Annotated in this window: 14 protein-coding genes; 7 read left to right on the plus strand and 7 right to left on the minus strand. The window is 74.0% G+C overall.

Going from position 1 to position 12,950, the window contains the following annotated elements; translation table 11 throughout:
- Nucleotides 1–20 precede the first annotated feature (20 nt).
- A complete protein-coding gene (gene shbA, locus ACRAKJ_RS21140; protein WP_438925058.1) occupies nucleotides 21–575 on the plus strand; it encodes an RNA polymerase sigma factor ShbA in 555 nt (184 codons plus the stop codon).
- Nucleotides 576–585: 10 nt separating this feature from the next.
- On the opposite strand, the gene ACRAKJ_RS21145 is transcribed toward shbA, so the two are convergent.
- The 3 genes from ACRAKJ_RS21145 to ACRAKJ_RS21155 all read right to left on the minus strand — a co-directional run bounded on the left by ACRAKJ_RS21145 (nucleotide 586) and on the right by ACRAKJ_RS21155 (nucleotide 3,934).
- Complete coding sequence (locus tag ACRAKJ_RS21145) at nucleotides 586–1,236, minus strand: VOC family protein (RefSeq protein WP_438925037.1); 651 nt, start codon at nucleotides 1,234–1,236, stop codon at nucleotides 586–588.
- A 99-nt stretch (nucleotides 1,237–1,335) separates the two neighbouring features.
- Entirely contained in the window at nucleotides 1,336–3,366 is a 2,031-nt protein-coding gene (locus ACRAKJ_RS21150) for an EAL domain-containing protein (RefSeq protein ID WP_438925036.1), read from the minus strand.
- A 211-nt stretch (nucleotides 3,367–3,577) separates the two neighbouring features.
- Nucleotides 3,578–3,934 carry a hypothetical protein gene (locus tag ACRAKJ_RS21155; RefSeq protein ID WP_438925035.1) on the minus strand — a complete coding sequence of 119 codons (357 nt, stop codon included), beginning with the start codon at nucleotides 3,932–3,934 and terminating at the stop codon, nucleotides 3,578–3,580.
- 83 nt (nucleotides 3,935–4,017) lie between these two features.
- On the opposite strand from ACRAKJ_RS21155, the gene ACRAKJ_RS21160 reads away from it, so the two are divergent.
- Together ACRAKJ_RS21160 and ACRAKJ_RS21165 are read left to right on the plus strand one after the other, a co-directional pair.
- Nucleotides 4,018–4,791 carry a glycerophosphodiester phosphodiesterase gene (locus ACRAKJ_RS21160; protein ID WP_438925034.1) on the plus strand — a complete coding sequence of 258 codons (774 nt, stop codon included), beginning with the start codon at nucleotides 4,018–4,020 and terminating at the stop codon, nucleotides 4,789–4,791.
- Between the two features lie 121 nt (nucleotides 4,792–4,912).
- The gene (locus tag ACRAKJ_RS21165; RefSeq protein ID WP_447008632.1) at nucleotides 4,913–6,310 is read left to right on the plus strand and encodes an MFS transporter; all 1,398 of its coding nucleotides are present in this window, start codon (nucleotides 4,913–4,915) and stop codon (nucleotides 6,308–6,310) included.
- A gap of 33 nt (nucleotides 6,311–6,343) precedes the next feature.
- On the opposite strand, the gene ACRAKJ_RS21170 is transcribed toward ACRAKJ_RS21165, so the two are convergent.
- Both ACRAKJ_RS21170 and ACRAKJ_RS21175 read right to left on the minus strand, forming a co-directional pair.
- A complete protein-coding gene (locus ACRAKJ_RS21170) occupies nucleotides 6,344–7,126 on the minus strand; it encodes a hypothetical protein (protein ID WP_447008633.1) in 783 nt (260 codons plus the stop codon).
- The gene (locus ACRAKJ_RS21175; protein ID WP_438927024.1) at nucleotides 7,123–7,437 is read right to left on the minus strand and encodes a helix-turn-helix transcriptional regulator; all 315 of its coding nucleotides are present in this window, start codon (nucleotides 7,435–7,437) and stop codon (nucleotides 7,123–7,125) included. Before ACRAKJ_RS21175 ends, ACRAKJ_RS21170 begins: the two co-directional genes overlap by 4 nt.
- A 210-nt stretch (nucleotides 7,438–7,647) precedes the next feature.
- Between ACRAKJ_RS21175 and ACRAKJ_RS21180 the strand changes: the two genes are divergently transcribed.
- The 4 genes from ACRAKJ_RS21180 (at nucleotide 7,648) to ACRAKJ_RS21195 (ending at nucleotide 10,400) form a co-directional block, all read left to right on the plus strand.
- The gene (locus tag ACRAKJ_RS21180; RefSeq protein WP_438927023.1) at nucleotides 7,648–8,355 is read left to right on the plus strand and encodes a thymidine kinase; all 708 of its coding nucleotides are present in this window, start codon (nucleotides 7,648–7,650) and stop codon (nucleotides 8,353–8,355) included.
- A 115-nt stretch (nucleotides 8,356–8,470) separates the two neighbouring features.
- The gene (locus tag ACRAKJ_RS21185; RefSeq protein ID WP_438927022.1) at nucleotides 8,471–9,061 is read left to right on the plus strand and encodes a helix-turn-helix domain-containing protein; all 591 of its coding nucleotides are present in this window, start codon (nucleotides 8,471–8,473) and stop codon (nucleotides 9,059–9,061) included.
- Between the two features lie 37 nt (nucleotides 9,062–9,098).
- Nucleotides 9,099–9,590 carry an NUDIX domain-containing protein gene (locus ACRAKJ_RS21190; RefSeq protein ID WP_438927021.1) on the plus strand — a complete coding sequence of 164 codons (492 nt, stop codon included), beginning with the start codon at nucleotides 9,099–9,101 and terminating at the stop codon, nucleotides 9,588–9,590.
- Between the two features lie 465 nt (nucleotides 9,591–10,055).
- Nucleotides 10,056–10,400, plus strand: a complete 345-nt coding sequence (locus ACRAKJ_RS21195) for an RNA polymerase-binding protein RbpA (RefSeq protein ID WP_053722354.1) — start codon at nucleotides 10,056–10,058, stop codon at nucleotides 10,398–10,400.
- Nucleotides 10,401–10,482: 82 nt separating this feature from the next.
- Here ACRAKJ_RS21195 and ACRAKJ_RS21200 read toward each other — a convergent pair whose 3' ends face one another.
- Nucleotides 10,483–11,274: a glycosyltransferase gene (locus tag ACRAKJ_RS21200; RefSeq protein WP_438926453.1), complete on the minus strand. Its 792-nt coding sequence runs from the start codon at nucleotides 11,272–11,274 to the stop codon at nucleotides 10,483–10,485.
- Nucleotides 11,249–12,871: an apolipoprotein N-acyltransferase gene (gene lnt, locus ACRAKJ_RS21205; protein ID WP_438926452.1), complete on the minus strand. Its 1,623-nt coding sequence runs from the start codon at nucleotides 12,869–12,871 to the stop codon at nucleotides 11,249–11,251. The genes ACRAKJ_RS21200 and lnt overlap by 26 nt, the downstream gene beginning before the upstream one ends.
- Nucleotides 12,872–12,950 lie beyond the last annotated feature (79 nt).

The raw sequence follows: 12,950 nt of genomic DNA on the forward strand, positions 1-12,950 counted from the left end.
AGGTGAGGTCGTCGCAGGTCGTGCCCGTGCCGCCGGACGCGGTCCTGGACGCCGCCGTGGCGGGCGACCGGCGCGCGGTCGAGACGCTGCTGGCGCTCGTGCGGCCGTTGGTGGTGCGCTACTGCCGGGCCCGGCTGGGCCGCGGGGAACGCGCCTCCGCCTCCGCCGACGACGTCGCCCAGGAGGTGTGCCTGGGCGTGCTGCGGGCGCTGCCCGCCTACCACGACCGGGGCCGGCCGTTCCTGGCGTTCGTCTACGGCGTCGCCGCGCACAAGGTCGCCGACGCCCACCGCGCGGCGGCCCGCAACCGCTCCGAGCCGGTGGCGCAGGTGCCCGACGACGCCGGCGACGAGCCGGGACCCGAGCAGCGGGCGTTGCGGGGCGAGCTGTCGCTGCGGCTGGGGGCGCTGCTGGGGCTGCTGCCCGCCAAGCAGCGGGAGATCGTGGTGCTGCGCGTGGTGGTGGGCCTGTCGGCGGAGGAGACCGCCGAGGCCGTGGGCTCCACCCCCGGCGCCGTGCGGGTCGCCCAGCACCGGGCCCTGCAACGGCTGCGCCGCACCCTCGGCCGACCCTGACCGCTACCCGCTACTGGCTCCAGGCGCCGCCCCAGCCGGGCGGGTCCTGCAACACCGCGAACACCGAGCCCGACGGGTCGCTCAACGCCGCCACCACCCCGGTGGGCACCGTCGTCGGCGCGATCACCACCGCCCCGCCGCACTCCACGGCCGCCCGGGCGGCCCGCTCGACGTCGGGCACGGCGTAGTAGCACGTCCACCCGCCCCGGCCGCCGGTCAGCCGGCCCGCCACCGGGCGGCGCTCCCCCGCCGGCACGGCGTCGTAGAGGGTGAACGCCGCCCCCGGGTCGCGCACCCGCCACCCCAGCTCGCCGGCCCAGTAGTCGTCCTCGGTGGGCCCCAGGTGCTCCACCCAGCACGGCTCGCCCGGCCGCGGCGCGGGCGCCCACGGGCCGTGCAGCACCCGGCCCAGGTCCACCGCCACGCCGTCGCGCAGCTCGCGCGGCGCCGCGCCCGCGAACACCACCCGCAGCCCCGGCTGCCCGGCGTGCACGCGGGTGGCCAACCGGTCGCCCACCCAGCCGGTGAACGACCCGTCCGGCTCGGCGATGATCACCCACCCCAGCAGGGCGGCGTAGAACTCGGCGACGGGTTCGGGCGCGGGGACGCCCAGTTCGACGCGGCGCACACCGCGCGACGGGCTGGGGACGGTAGCGGGCACGGCGGCGGGTTCCCATCGGGCGGCGGGGCGGAGGACGCGGGAGGCGGAGAACAGGGAGGCGGAGACAGGGGGACGGAGAACAGGGGCGGCGGCGGTGGTCTAGGAGCGCGCCCCATCCTCCGCACCGGCCAGGCGCGGCGACAATGCTCCGTTCGGCGGCTTCGGCCGCGCCGCGAGGACCTGCGCCAGCGGCACGGGACGCCCCAGGTGGAAGCCCTGCCCGACGCGCACCCCCAACCGGGTCAACGCCTCGACCTGCGCCGGCCGCTCCACCCACTCCGCGACCGCCGACAGCCCCAACCCGCGGGCGATCTGCACGATCCCGGCCACCAGCACCGCGTCGGCGCCCCGCTCGTCGATACCGCGCACGAACTCGCCGTCGATCTTGATACCGGTGATGGGCAGGTGCTTGAGGTGCACGAACGACCCGAACCCGGACCCGAAGTCGTCCAGCGTGATGCGGCAGCCGAACGCCCGCAGCTGCAACGCCAGCGCCCGCGCCGCGTCCAGGTTCGTCACCGCCGCCGTCTCGGTGATCTCCAACCCCAACCGGCCCGGCGCGACCCCCGCCGTGGCGAGGCGGTCGAGCACGAACCCGCCGAAGTCCTCGTCCTCCAGGGTGCGGCCCGAGACGTTGACGTTGAACCGCAGCTCCGGGTCCGGGTGGCGCACCAGCGCGTCGATCGCGGTGGACAGCACCCACCGGTCGATGTCGAGCACCAGGTTCGAGCGCTCCGCCTCCGGCAGGAACTCCGCCGGCCCCAGGTGCGGCTCCTGCCCGTCGACCAGGCGCAGCAGCAGCTCGTGGCCCAGCGTGCGGCCCGTCGCCAGCTGCACCATCGGCATCGCGTGCAGCTCCAGCCCGCCGTGGTCCAGCGCCGACCGCAGCCGGTCGAGCACCGACACCCGCTTCGCGGTGTCCGCGTAGTGGCCCGGCTCGTAGACCGTCACCCGGTTGCGGCCCGCGCCCTTCGACGCGTACAGCGCCAGGTCGGCGTTGGCCAGCACCAGCTCCCACGTGTCGCCCGAGCCGTACTCGGCGACCCCCGTGGACACCGTGACGTTGCCCGCCATCCCCACCAGCGGCAGCGCCGCCACCGCGTCGCGCAGCACCTCGGCGACGCGCGAGGCCTCCGCCGGGGCGCACCCCGGCAGCACCACCGCGAACTCGTCGCCGCCGAGCCGGCCGATCAGCTGCCCCGGCTCCAGGCGCGAGCGCAACGCCCCCGCCAGCGCCTTCATCAGCCGGTCCCCGACGGCGTGCCCGCGCAGGTCGTTGACGTCCTTGAAGTTGTCCAGGTCCAGCAGCAGCATCGCCCCGGACCCGCCGGTGGCCAGCTGCCGCTCCAGCTCCCGGGTCACCGCGCGCCGGTTCGCCAGCCCCGTCAGCGGGTCCTGCTCGGCCAGTGCCAGCAGCTCGTCGTGCACGCGGCGCGCGCGGGTGATGTCATGCGCGGTGCCCAGCACCCGCTTCGGGGTCCCGTCGGCGTCGGACTCGATCTCCCCGAAGCACTCGAACCAGCGCTCGGTGGTGCGGTCGGCGAGCATCATGCGGTGGGTGTAGGAGAACCCCGCGCCCGACCGCATCGCCTCCTCCAGCGTCGCCTGGATCATCGCCAGGTCGTCGGGGTGCACCAGCGCCGCGTAGCCGTCGAAGTCGAGCTTCGTGCCGGGCGGGAACCCGAACATCTCCAGCAGCGTGTCCGACCACACCACGCGGTCCTCGGGGACGTGCCACTCCCAGGTGCCCATCCGGCCCAGCACCTGCGCGCGGCGCAGCGCGTCGGCCTCGTGGGTGGCCTCCAGCTCCCGGTCCCGCCACGCCGTCACGTCGACCACCCGGTACAGCAGCTGCCCCTGCCCGCCCAGCGGCTGGCAGGTCACCTCCAGCCACCGGTGACCGCCGCGGTAGGTCGACGGGGTGAGCAGCGCCAGACCCGAGCGCGGCCGGTCGGGCGCGCCGGGCAGCAGCGCCGGCAGGGAACGGCCCACGACCTGCTCCGCGGGCACCCCGAGGACATCGGCCAGCGCCGGGTTCACCCAGGCCAGCACACCGCCGTGATCCGTCACACCGAAACCCACGTCGGCCCGGTCGAGCACCTCGCGGTGCAACGCGCCGTCGCCGTTCACGCGCTCCTCCTCGCCACCCGCGCGCCATGATGGTGGAGATCACCTGCGCCGGGCAAGCCGGGATCGTCCACCCGACGACGAATAGCCCCGCTCGGCGCAGCGCGACCCGCCGCGGCGCGGCCCGCGACAACAGGACCCGGGACGGCGGGCGGCGGAACGGCGGGGGGCGGAACGGCAGGGAGCCGGGCGGCAGGGGAGAGGGCGGGAGGGATCAGCGCAGCCGCTCCAGGCCCCGCGCGGTGTCGACCAGCTCGTCGGCCAACCGCCGCAGCTCCGCACCCGACGCCCCGTCGGCCGCCGCCGTCGCCACGTCCTCCGCCGCGCAGCGCAGCTGGAACAGCCGGTCCTGCAGGTCGGCCAGCTCACCCGAGGACAGCACCACCGCGTCCTCCGGCAACCCGCCCCGCTGCACGGCCGCACGCCGCTCGTAGGCGCGCTGCCGGCACGGCTGCGCGCAGTACCGGCGCGGACGCCCTATCCGGCCGCTGTCGGGCAGGCGGCGCCCGCACCAGGCGCAGTGCCTGGGCTCCTCCCGGCGCGCCGCCACGGACTCGGTCACCAGCTCCACAGCACCAGCTCCATGGCGGCCGACGGTATCCCGCTACCCACCGGTCACCCCCGCGCCACGCCGCCAGGGCAGACTCTGCCGGTGTGACCGCGACCCATCCGTACCTGTCCGGCCCGCACCCCCGGGCCTACGCCCACCGGGGCTGGCACCTGGGCGAACTCGCCGGCATGGAGAACTCGCTCGCCGCGTTCCGCCGCGCCGCCGCCGAGGGCTACCGGTACCTGGAGACCGACGTGCACGCCACCTCCGACGGGGTCGTCGTCGTGCACCACGACAGCACCCTGGACCGCACCACCGACGCCACCGGCCCCGTCGCCGCCCAACCCTGGTCGGCCGTGCGGCGCGCCAACGTCGGCGGCCGCGAACCCGTCACCCGCCTGGAAGACCTCCTGGAGGACCTGCCCGACGCGCTGCTCAACATCGACGTCAAGGCCGACTCCGCCGTCGAGCCCGTCCTCGACGCGCTGCGCCGCACCGACTCCCTGCACCGCGTGTGCCTGGCGTCCTTCTCCGACAAGCGGCTCGCCCGGCTGCGCCGCCTGGGCGGACCGGACCTGATGACCTCCATGGGCCCCCGCTCCGCCGGCGCCCTGTGGGCCGCCGGCCGCGTCCCCCTCGTCGCCCTGCCCGTGCGCGGCCTCATCGCCCAGGTGCCCCGCACCCAGGGCAGGCTCCTCGTCGTCGACGCCCGCTTCGTGCGCGCCGCCCACCGCCGCGGCCTGGAGGTCCACGTCTGGACCGTCGACACCGACACCGCCATGCGCGAGCTGCTCGACCTCGGCGTCGACGGCCTCGTCACCGACCGCCCCGACATCCTGCGCGACGTCCTGCGCGACCGCGGCGCCTGGACCACCTGACCCCCTCGCCGGCCCCGCCACCGCCCCGCCGGTCGCGCACGGTGGCGCGCAGCGGGCGAAAAGGCAACAGGTTGGTGGTGACCGCCACCGACGGGTGGCGCCCGATATACAGTCCGCCCCCATGAGCGTGGCCGACAGCACCGCACCCGCCGTGGACCGCAAGCGGGAACAACGCGGCTGGACCTGGTACGACTGGGCGAACTCGGTGTTCCCCACCTCCGTGGTCACCGTGTTCCTCTCCGGCTACCTCACCGCGGTGGCCAAGGAAGCCGCCATCGCCGACACCGCCCGCAACGGCCCCAACGCCTGCGCCGACGGCTCCCTGAGGCAGTGCGACATCTCCCTGTTCGGCGCCTACTTCCCCGCCGGGTCCCTGTGGGGCTACCTGCTGTCCATCGCCACCGTCGTGCAGGTCGTCGTCCTGCCCGTCATGGGCGCCATCGCCGACCGCACCCAGAACAAGCGCCGCATGCTCGCCGCGCTCGCCTTCACCGGCTCCGCCGCCACCATCGCCCTGTCCACCGTCGGCGGCGACAACTGGCACCTCGGCGTCGCCCTGTTCATCCTCGGCAACATCTGCTACGGCGCCTCCGTCGTCGTCTACTACGCCTTCCTGCCCGAGATCGCCACCCCCGACGAACGCGACGCCGTCTCCTCCCGCGGCTGGGCCTTCGGCTACCTCGGCGGCGGCCTCGCCCTCGCCGTGCAGCTCGCCCTGTTCATCGGCCACGACGCCATCGGCCTGTCCGAGGGCGCCGCCGTCCGCGTCGGGTTCGTCCTCTCCGGCCTGTGGTGGGCCGGGTTCACCCTCATCCCCCTCGCCCGCCTCAAGCGCCACCAGGAACCCCACGGCACCGAGACCGGCGCGGGCGCCATCACCGCCGGCTTTACCGAACTGCGCCAGACCATGCGCCAGGCCCGCATGTTCCCCCTGACCCTGGCGTTCCTGGCCACCTACCTCATCTACACCGACGGCATCGCCACCGTCGCCAACGTCTCCGCCCAGTACGGCCGCGACGAGCTCAAGCTCGACGAGACCGTCCTGATCACCACCATCCTCATCGTGCAGTTCGTCGCCTTCTTCGGCGGACTGCTGCACGGCCGGCTCGCCCGCTCCTGGGGCGCCAAGCGCACCATCATGGTCAGCCTGTGCGTGTGGATCGTGGTCGTCACCGCCGCGTTCTTCGTCCAGGCCGGGCAGCAGTTCCAGTTCTACGGCCTCGCCGCCGGCATCGGCATCGTCCTGGGCGGCACCAACGCCCTGTCCCGCTCGCTGTTCTCCCAGATGATCCCGCCCGGCCGCGAAGCCCAGTACTTCTCCCTCTACGAGGTCGGCGAGCGCTCCACCTCGTGGCTCGGCCCGCTGGTGTTCGCCGGCGTCGGCCAGGCCACCGGCTCCTTCCGGCTCGCGATCGTCTCCCTCGTGGTGTTCTTCGTCCTCGGCTTCGTGCTGATGATCTTCGTGCCGGTGCGCAAGGCCATCACCGCCTCCGGCAACCCCGTGCCCGTCAAGGTCTGACCCGCGGGCCGCCCGGCCCCCCGGGCGGCCCGCTCACCGCGCCGGGGTCCCCCCGGGCGCCGCCCACGGGCGCGCCAGGGCCACCACCAGCGCCGTCACCACCCACGCCGACAGCACCGACACCGGCGACAGGCCCACCGCCCACGCGCAGAGCGCCCCGGCCGCCACACCCGCCCCGGCCACCGCCCACCAGCGCCGCGGCACCGGCGGCGCCTCGACGTGGAAACCCGCCACCACCAGCGCAGCCACCACCCACGCCGGCACCACGAACACCGCCGCCCACCACGACGCGTCCCCGAGCGGCACCGCCACCACCGCCGACACGCCCGCCGCGACCCGGCCCACCGCCCGCCGGCCCGCCACCAGGCACGCGAACGCCACCGCCACCGGCAGCTCCGCCCACCACACCGGCGCGGGCTCCCCCCACCGGGCCGCCGACGTCCACGCCTGCGCCGAGAGCACCAGCTGCGCCACCAGCCCCGCCAGGCCCAGCAGCCGCACCGCCGACCCCGCGCCCCGCCCCGCGGCCAACCGCACCCGCACCGCCAGACCCGCCGTCGCCGCCGCCTCGCCCCACCCCGGCCACCCGTGCTCCCGGTCCAGCCCGTCCGGGCGACCGGCCAGGAACACCTCGACCATCTCCTCCTCGCGGCCCTCGCGGTACCGGCGCGGCAGCAGCACGCGCAGCAACCGCCGGTAGCGCCGCTCCAACGGCGACACGTCCCCGCCCACCGGGGCGTCCACCCCGTCCCCGTCCCCGTCCACCGGGTCCACCGGGTCTGCCGGGTCGACCGCGTCCACCCGCTCCCCGGTCACCGGGCCTCCCTCGCCCGCAGCACCGACGACGCCGCCCGCACGTTGGCCGACAACCGCGCCACCTCCGCCGACAGCGCCCGCACCCCGGCGTCGGTCAACCGGTAGTAGCGCCGCAACCGGCCCTGGTGCACCTCCTCGCGGTCGCGCTCCGCCAGCCCTTCGACCACGAGCCGGTCCAGCACCCCGTAGAGCGTCCCCACCCGCAACGACACCCGCCCCTCGGACAACTCCTCCACCGCGCGCACGACCGCGTAGCCGTGCAACGGCTCACCGGCCAACGCGGTCAGCACCAGGAACGCCTGCTCCGACATACCCTTCACACCGCAGGTTATATCGCGTCACGGTATATATCGTCCACAGCGTGTTCCGGTTCGTGTGGCCCGGCGTCGCGGGAATCCATAGGTGAATGAAATTCTTGATTCGCGCTGAAGTCATCAAGCCCAACAACCCGGACCGGGGCACGCAGGAGGCACTGACCACGCCGCCGGTACCGCGCATTAGGGTGGCCCGCCGTGGAACCGATGACCCCCGCACCCGACCCCACCGACGCCCTGTCGTCCGTGCCCGCCGCAGGCGCCGGACGCGGCGTGTCCCCCACCGGGAGACTGCGGTTCTTCTTCGGCCCCATGGACTGCGGCAAGTCCACCCTGGCCCTCCAGATCGACCACAACCAGGCACGACAGGGCCGCAGCGGCCTGCTGCTCGTCCGCCACGACCGCTCCGGCACCCCCACCATCTCCAGCCGCATGGGCCTGGCCCGCAACGCCCTGGAGGTCCACGAGGACATGGACCTGTGCGCCGTGGTCCGCTGCCGCTGGGCCGCCGGCACCCGCGTCGACTACGTCATCGTCGACGAGGCCCAGTTCCTCTCCCCCGCCCAGGTCGACCAGCTCGCCGAACTCGCCGACGACGCCCAGGTCGAGGTCTACTGCTTCGGCCTGGCCACCGACTTCCGCAGCACCCTGTTCCCCGGCTCGCGACGGCTGTTCGAACTCGCCGACGAGCTCAACGCCATCCAGGTCGAGGTCCTGTGCTGGTGCGGGCGCCCCGGCCGGTTCAACGCCCGCGTCCACGACGGCGAGGTCGTCCGCGCCGGCGACACCGTCCTGGTCGCCGACACCGCCGTCGTCGCCGAGGAGGTCCGCTACCAGGTGCTGTGCCGCACCCACTACCGCACCGGCGACCTCGGCCCGCACGCCGTCAGCGGACGCCAGCTCAGCCTCACCTGACCGGCCCACCCCACCGCGTCACCCACGGCGTCCCCGGCCACCGGCCACCCGGTGGCCGGCCGCACCCCGGCCGTCCCACAATGGACAAACACCGTTGCCGATACCGGGACACCACATGGCCGACACGACACCCCCGCCCGACCCCTCCGACGACGTGCTCGGCAAGGTCGGCGAACGCCTGCGCCACCTGCGCACCAGCCGCGGCGCCACCCTCGCCGACCTCGCCGACGCCACCGGCATCTCCAAGAGCACCCTCTCCCGCCTGGAGTCCGGCCAGCGCCGCCCCAGCCTCGAACTGCTGCTGCCCATCGCCCGCGCCCACCGCGTCCCCCTCGACGAGCTCGTCGGCGCGCCCCCCGTCGGCGACCCCCGCATCCGCCCCGTGCCCGTCCGCCGCGGCGGCATGACCGTCCTGCCGCTGACCCAGCAGCCCGGCGGCCTCCAGGCGTACAAGATGATCATCCCGCCGCGCGGCGAGCCCGACCCGCGCACCCACACCGGCTACGAGTGGCTCTACGTGCTCTCCGGGCGGCTGCGCCTCGTGCTCGCCGACCACGACGTCGTCCTGGTCGCCGGCGAGGCCGCCGAGTTCGACACCCGCCTGCCCCACTGGTTCGGCCCCGCCAGCGACGAACCCGTCGAGGTCCTCAGCCTGTTCGGCAAGCAGGGCGAGCAGATCCACATGCGCACCCGGCGCAAGACCTGACCCGTCCGGGTCCCGCGCCGCCCGGCACACTGTGCCCATGACGGGCACGCCCGAGAGGGCCAGGCGCAGCGCGGGCATCCTGCTCCACCGGGGCTCCGGGACGGACCTGGAGGTCCTGCTCGGCCACATGGGCGGGCCGTTCTGGGCGCGCAAGGACGAGGGGGCCTGGACGATCCCCAAGGGCGAGCCCGACGGCGACGAGGACCACGAGACCACCGCGCGCCGCGAGTTCGCCGAGGAGCTGGGCCTGCCGGTGCCCGAGGGCGAGCTGGTGCCGCTGGGCGAGGTCCGCCAGTCCGGCGGCAAGGTCGTGCACGCCTTCGCCCTGGCCGCCGACCTGGACCCCGATCGGGTGGTTCCCGGGACCTTCACCCTGGAGTGGCCGCCGCGCTCCGGGCAGCTGCGCGAGTTCCCCGAGGTCGACCGCGTCGCCTGGTTCCCGCTGGTCGAGGCCAGGTCGAAGATCGTCAAGGGGCAGCGCGAGCTGCTCGACAGGCTCGCCGGGAGCGTTGCTCTCCCGCAACACTGAAGTCATCGAGAGCGTGAAGAAACCCACGCTGCGTTTGGGTGAGGGCCGTACGGGTGATTCATCCTCATGTCCGCCGTCCGACCCGACCGCGACCGCACGTGGAGTGCCCTCCGACGTCACAGATGTCCGGATTGACTTTGCGTGACCGCAACCATGACAGGCGTCACTACTCGGGAGTTAAACCCGCCGTAAGGTCGCCCAGAGTGTTCGGTCTAAGCTGTCGCAGCCGCACGACTTCTACCGGGGCTACTCCATCAGTGTGATGGTGTGACCCGGTAGCTTGATAACGCGTCACGAACCGCCCGCGATTGCATCCCTTAGGAGGAAGCCTTCGTTGACGGGTGAAAGACGTCACTGTGGGCGACGATGACCACGAAGCCGGGAACGAACGGAGCAGTCCGATCGTTGCACTCGGTGAGCAACAAGCCTGGGCCCCGGCCCTGAGCCGAGCGAAAGGACACCGCCATGGCCGACCGCGTTCTACGGGGTAGCCGGCTCGGAGCAGTCAGCTACGAGACCGACCGCAATCACGACCTCGCCCCGCGCCGGTCGGTGCGGTACGCCTGCCCCAAGGGCCACGACTTCGAGGTCCCGTTCTCCGACGACGCCGAGATCCCGCACACCTGGGAATGCCGCCTGCACGGCCAGGAGTCGAAGATCATCGACGGTGCCGAGCCGGAGGCGAAGAAGGTCAAGCCCCCGCGCACGCACTGGGACATGCTCCTGGAGCGCCGCACCATCCCCGAGCTCGAGGAACTCCTCGACGAGCGGCTGGAAGAGCTGAAGGGGCGGCGCACCCGCACCGCCTGACGCGCACCGCGCGACAAAGGGGGCCTGCCGGATCGATCCGGCAGGCCCCCTTCCGTCGTACCCGCTCCCCCGCGGCCGGCGGCTAGCGGTTGCCGGGCGTCTTCGCCTTGGGCGCGAACAGGTCGCGCAGCTGGGTCGCGCGCCGCCGCACACCCCACTTCGTCACCCGCCACAACGCCTCGCGCACGATGTTGCCGCTCATCTTCGACTCGCCGATCTCACGCTCCGTGAACGTGATCGGCACCTCCACGACCCGGTAGCCCAGCTCGATGGTGCGCCACGCCAGGTCGATCTGGAAGCAGTAGCCCTGCGAGGCCACCGTGCCCAGCTTGAGCCGGTCGAGCACCTCGGCCCGGAACGCCCGGAACCCGCCGGTGATGTCCTTGACCTTCGCCCCCAGCGCCAGCTGCGAGTAGACGTTGCCGCCCCGGGAGATCAGCTCCCGGTACTTCGGCCAGTTCACCGTGCTGCCGCCGGGCACGTAGCGCGAGCCCAGCACCAGGTCGGCGTCCTCCAGCGCGTCCAGCAGCCGGGGCAGGTCCTCCGGGGCGTGCGAGCCGTCGGCGTCCATCTCGACGACCACCGCGTAGCCCCGCTCCAGCGCCCACCGGAAGCCCGCCACGTAGGCCGCGCCCAGACCCGCCTTCTCCGTGCGGTGCATCACGTGGATGCGGTCGTCCGCGGCGGCCATCTCGTCGGCGAGCCGCCCCGTCCCGTCCGGGCTGCCGTCGTCGACCACGAGGGCGTGCACCTTCGGCAGCGCCGCGTGCAGCCGCTTCACGATCTTCCCGATGTTGTCCCGCTCGTTGTAGGTCGGGATCACCACCAGCACCGGCCCGAGCTCGCGGTCAGGCTGCGCCTGCTGGTCCGCCATCCGTTTCCTCCTCGCCGACACCCGCACCAGGGGTCGGACGCGATCGTCGTTTCCGTGTCAATCCAGCCGCCGAGCCGAACGCCAGAGCGAGCAGGCCCAGGGCGGTCATCACCCACTCGGGCCATGCACCGAGCCGGGTGGCCAGCGTAGCCTCCCCGCGCAGCGGCACCGTCGCCACCAGAGCGTCCGGGGTGAACATGCCGGTCCGCTGGGTGACCGAGCCGTCGGGGGCGACGATCGCGCTCACCCCGGAGGTGGCCGAGACCACCACCGCCCGTCCGTGCTCCACCGCGCGCACCCGCGACATGGCCAGCTGCTGGTAGGTCATCTCGGTGTAGCCGAACGTGGCGTTGTTGGTGGGGATCGCGATCAGGTTCGCCCCGCCGCCGGCGAGCACCGAGTCCCGCACCACCGAGTCGAACGCCACCTCGTAGCAGGTGTCGATCGCGACCTTCACGTCGCCGACGGCGAACCCGGCCGGGTCGTCGCCGGGCTGGAAGCGGCCGGCGCGGTCCACGGCCGGCGAGAAGATCCGGAAGAACTCCCGGTAGGGCATCGTCTCCCCGAAGGGCTGCAACTGCCGCTTGGTGTAGCTGTCGGTGGCGCCCACGCCCGGTTCGAACAGCACCACGGTGTTGCGGGGCAGGTTGTCGCCCTTGTCGATCACGACCGCGCCGACCGCGATGGGCGCGCGGATCGCCTCGGTGGCGCGCTGGATCTGCGCGGCGGCGTCGACGTTGCGGAACGGGTCGATGTCGGAGGAGTTCTCCGGCCAGATCACCAGCTGCGGCCTGGGCGCGCGCCCGGCGTCGACGTCGGCGGCCAGCTCCAGGGTCCGCTTGACGTGGTTGTCGAGCACCGCGCGGCGCTGCGAGTTGAAGTCCAGGCCCGCGCGCGGCACGTTGCCCTGCACCGCGGCCACCGTCACCTCGCCCTGGTCGGCGTCGGTGCGCACGAGCGCGGTCGAGGCCAGCCCGGCGACCAGCGGCAGCACCACCAGCGGCGCGGCCGACCGCCAGTTCCGGCCCAGGTGGGCCAGGCCGAAGCCGGTCAGCGCCACCGCGAACCCCACCAGCGGGGCCCCGCCCAGCGACGCCAGCGGCAGGTACCAGCCCTCGGGCTGCCCGAAGGCGATCTTGCCCCACGGGAACCCGCCGAACGGGAACACCGCGCGCAGCGCCTCGTCCGCCACCCACACCAGCGCCATCCACAGCGGCGCGCCGGGCAGCCGCGACACCACCGCCATCGCCGCCGTGCCGACCGCGATCAGCAGCGCGCACACCAGCGCCAGCGGCAGCCAGGCGATCAGGCCCACGAACTCGCCGGTCCAGCGCAGCAGCGGCGCCATGAACCCCAGCCCCCACAACACGCCCAACCCGAACCCGGCCCGCGCGCGGCGGCCGTGCACGAGCACGCCGAGCACGGCGAACCCCACCGGCGCGAGCCACCACGCCGTGCGCGGCGGGAAGCTGAGGTAGACCAGCGCGCCACCGGCGGCGGCGAGCAGCACCCGCAGCAGCGTGCCGCGCACGTCCCGGCGGCGGGCGGGGGGCGTGTCGGCGGCGGACTGACCCGGCGCCACGGGGGGAGCGACCACGCGCCCAGCCTACGAGGGGCAGGTCAGGCCCCCGTACGGCGGGCGACCGCCGTCACCCCGTGCCCGCGTCACCCCGTGC

It is taken from the genome of Saccharothrix sp. DSM 118769, from assembly GCF_052936295.1.

What these genes read in the sequence shown, in the direction of transcription:
- ACRAKJ_RS21190 (WP_438927021.1), top strand. Translation starts at nt 9,099, where the DNA reads ATGACGGGCACGCCCGAGAGGGCCAGGCGCAGCGCGGGCATCCTGCTC.
- ACRAKJ_RS21165 (WP_447008632.1), top strand. Translation starts at nt 4,913, where the DNA reads ATGAGCGTGGCCGACAGCACCGCACCCGCCGTGGACCGCAAGCGGGAA.
- ACRAKJ_RS21180 (WP_438927023.1), top strand. Translation starts at nt 7,648, where the DNA reads ATGACCCCCGCACCCGACCCCACCGACGCCCTGTCGTCCGTGCCCGCC.
- ACRAKJ_RS21195 (WP_053722354.1), top strand. Translation starts at nt 10,056, where the DNA reads ATGGCCGACCGCGTTCTACGGGGTAGCCGGCTCGGAGCAGTCAGCTAC.
- ACRAKJ_RS21185 (WP_438927022.1), top strand. Translation starts at nt 8,471, where the DNA reads ATGGCCGACACGACACCCCCGCCCGACCCCTCCGACGACGTGCTCGGC.
- ACRAKJ_RS21175 (WP_438927024.1), bottom strand. Translation starts at nt 7,437, where the DNA reads ATGTCGGAGCAGGCGTTCCTGGTGCTGACCGCGTTGGCCGGTGAGCCG.
- ACRAKJ_RS21200 (WP_438926453.1), bottom strand. Translation starts at nt 11,274, where the DNA reads ATGGCGGACCAGCAGGCGCAGCCTGACCGCGAGCTCGGGCCGGTGCTG.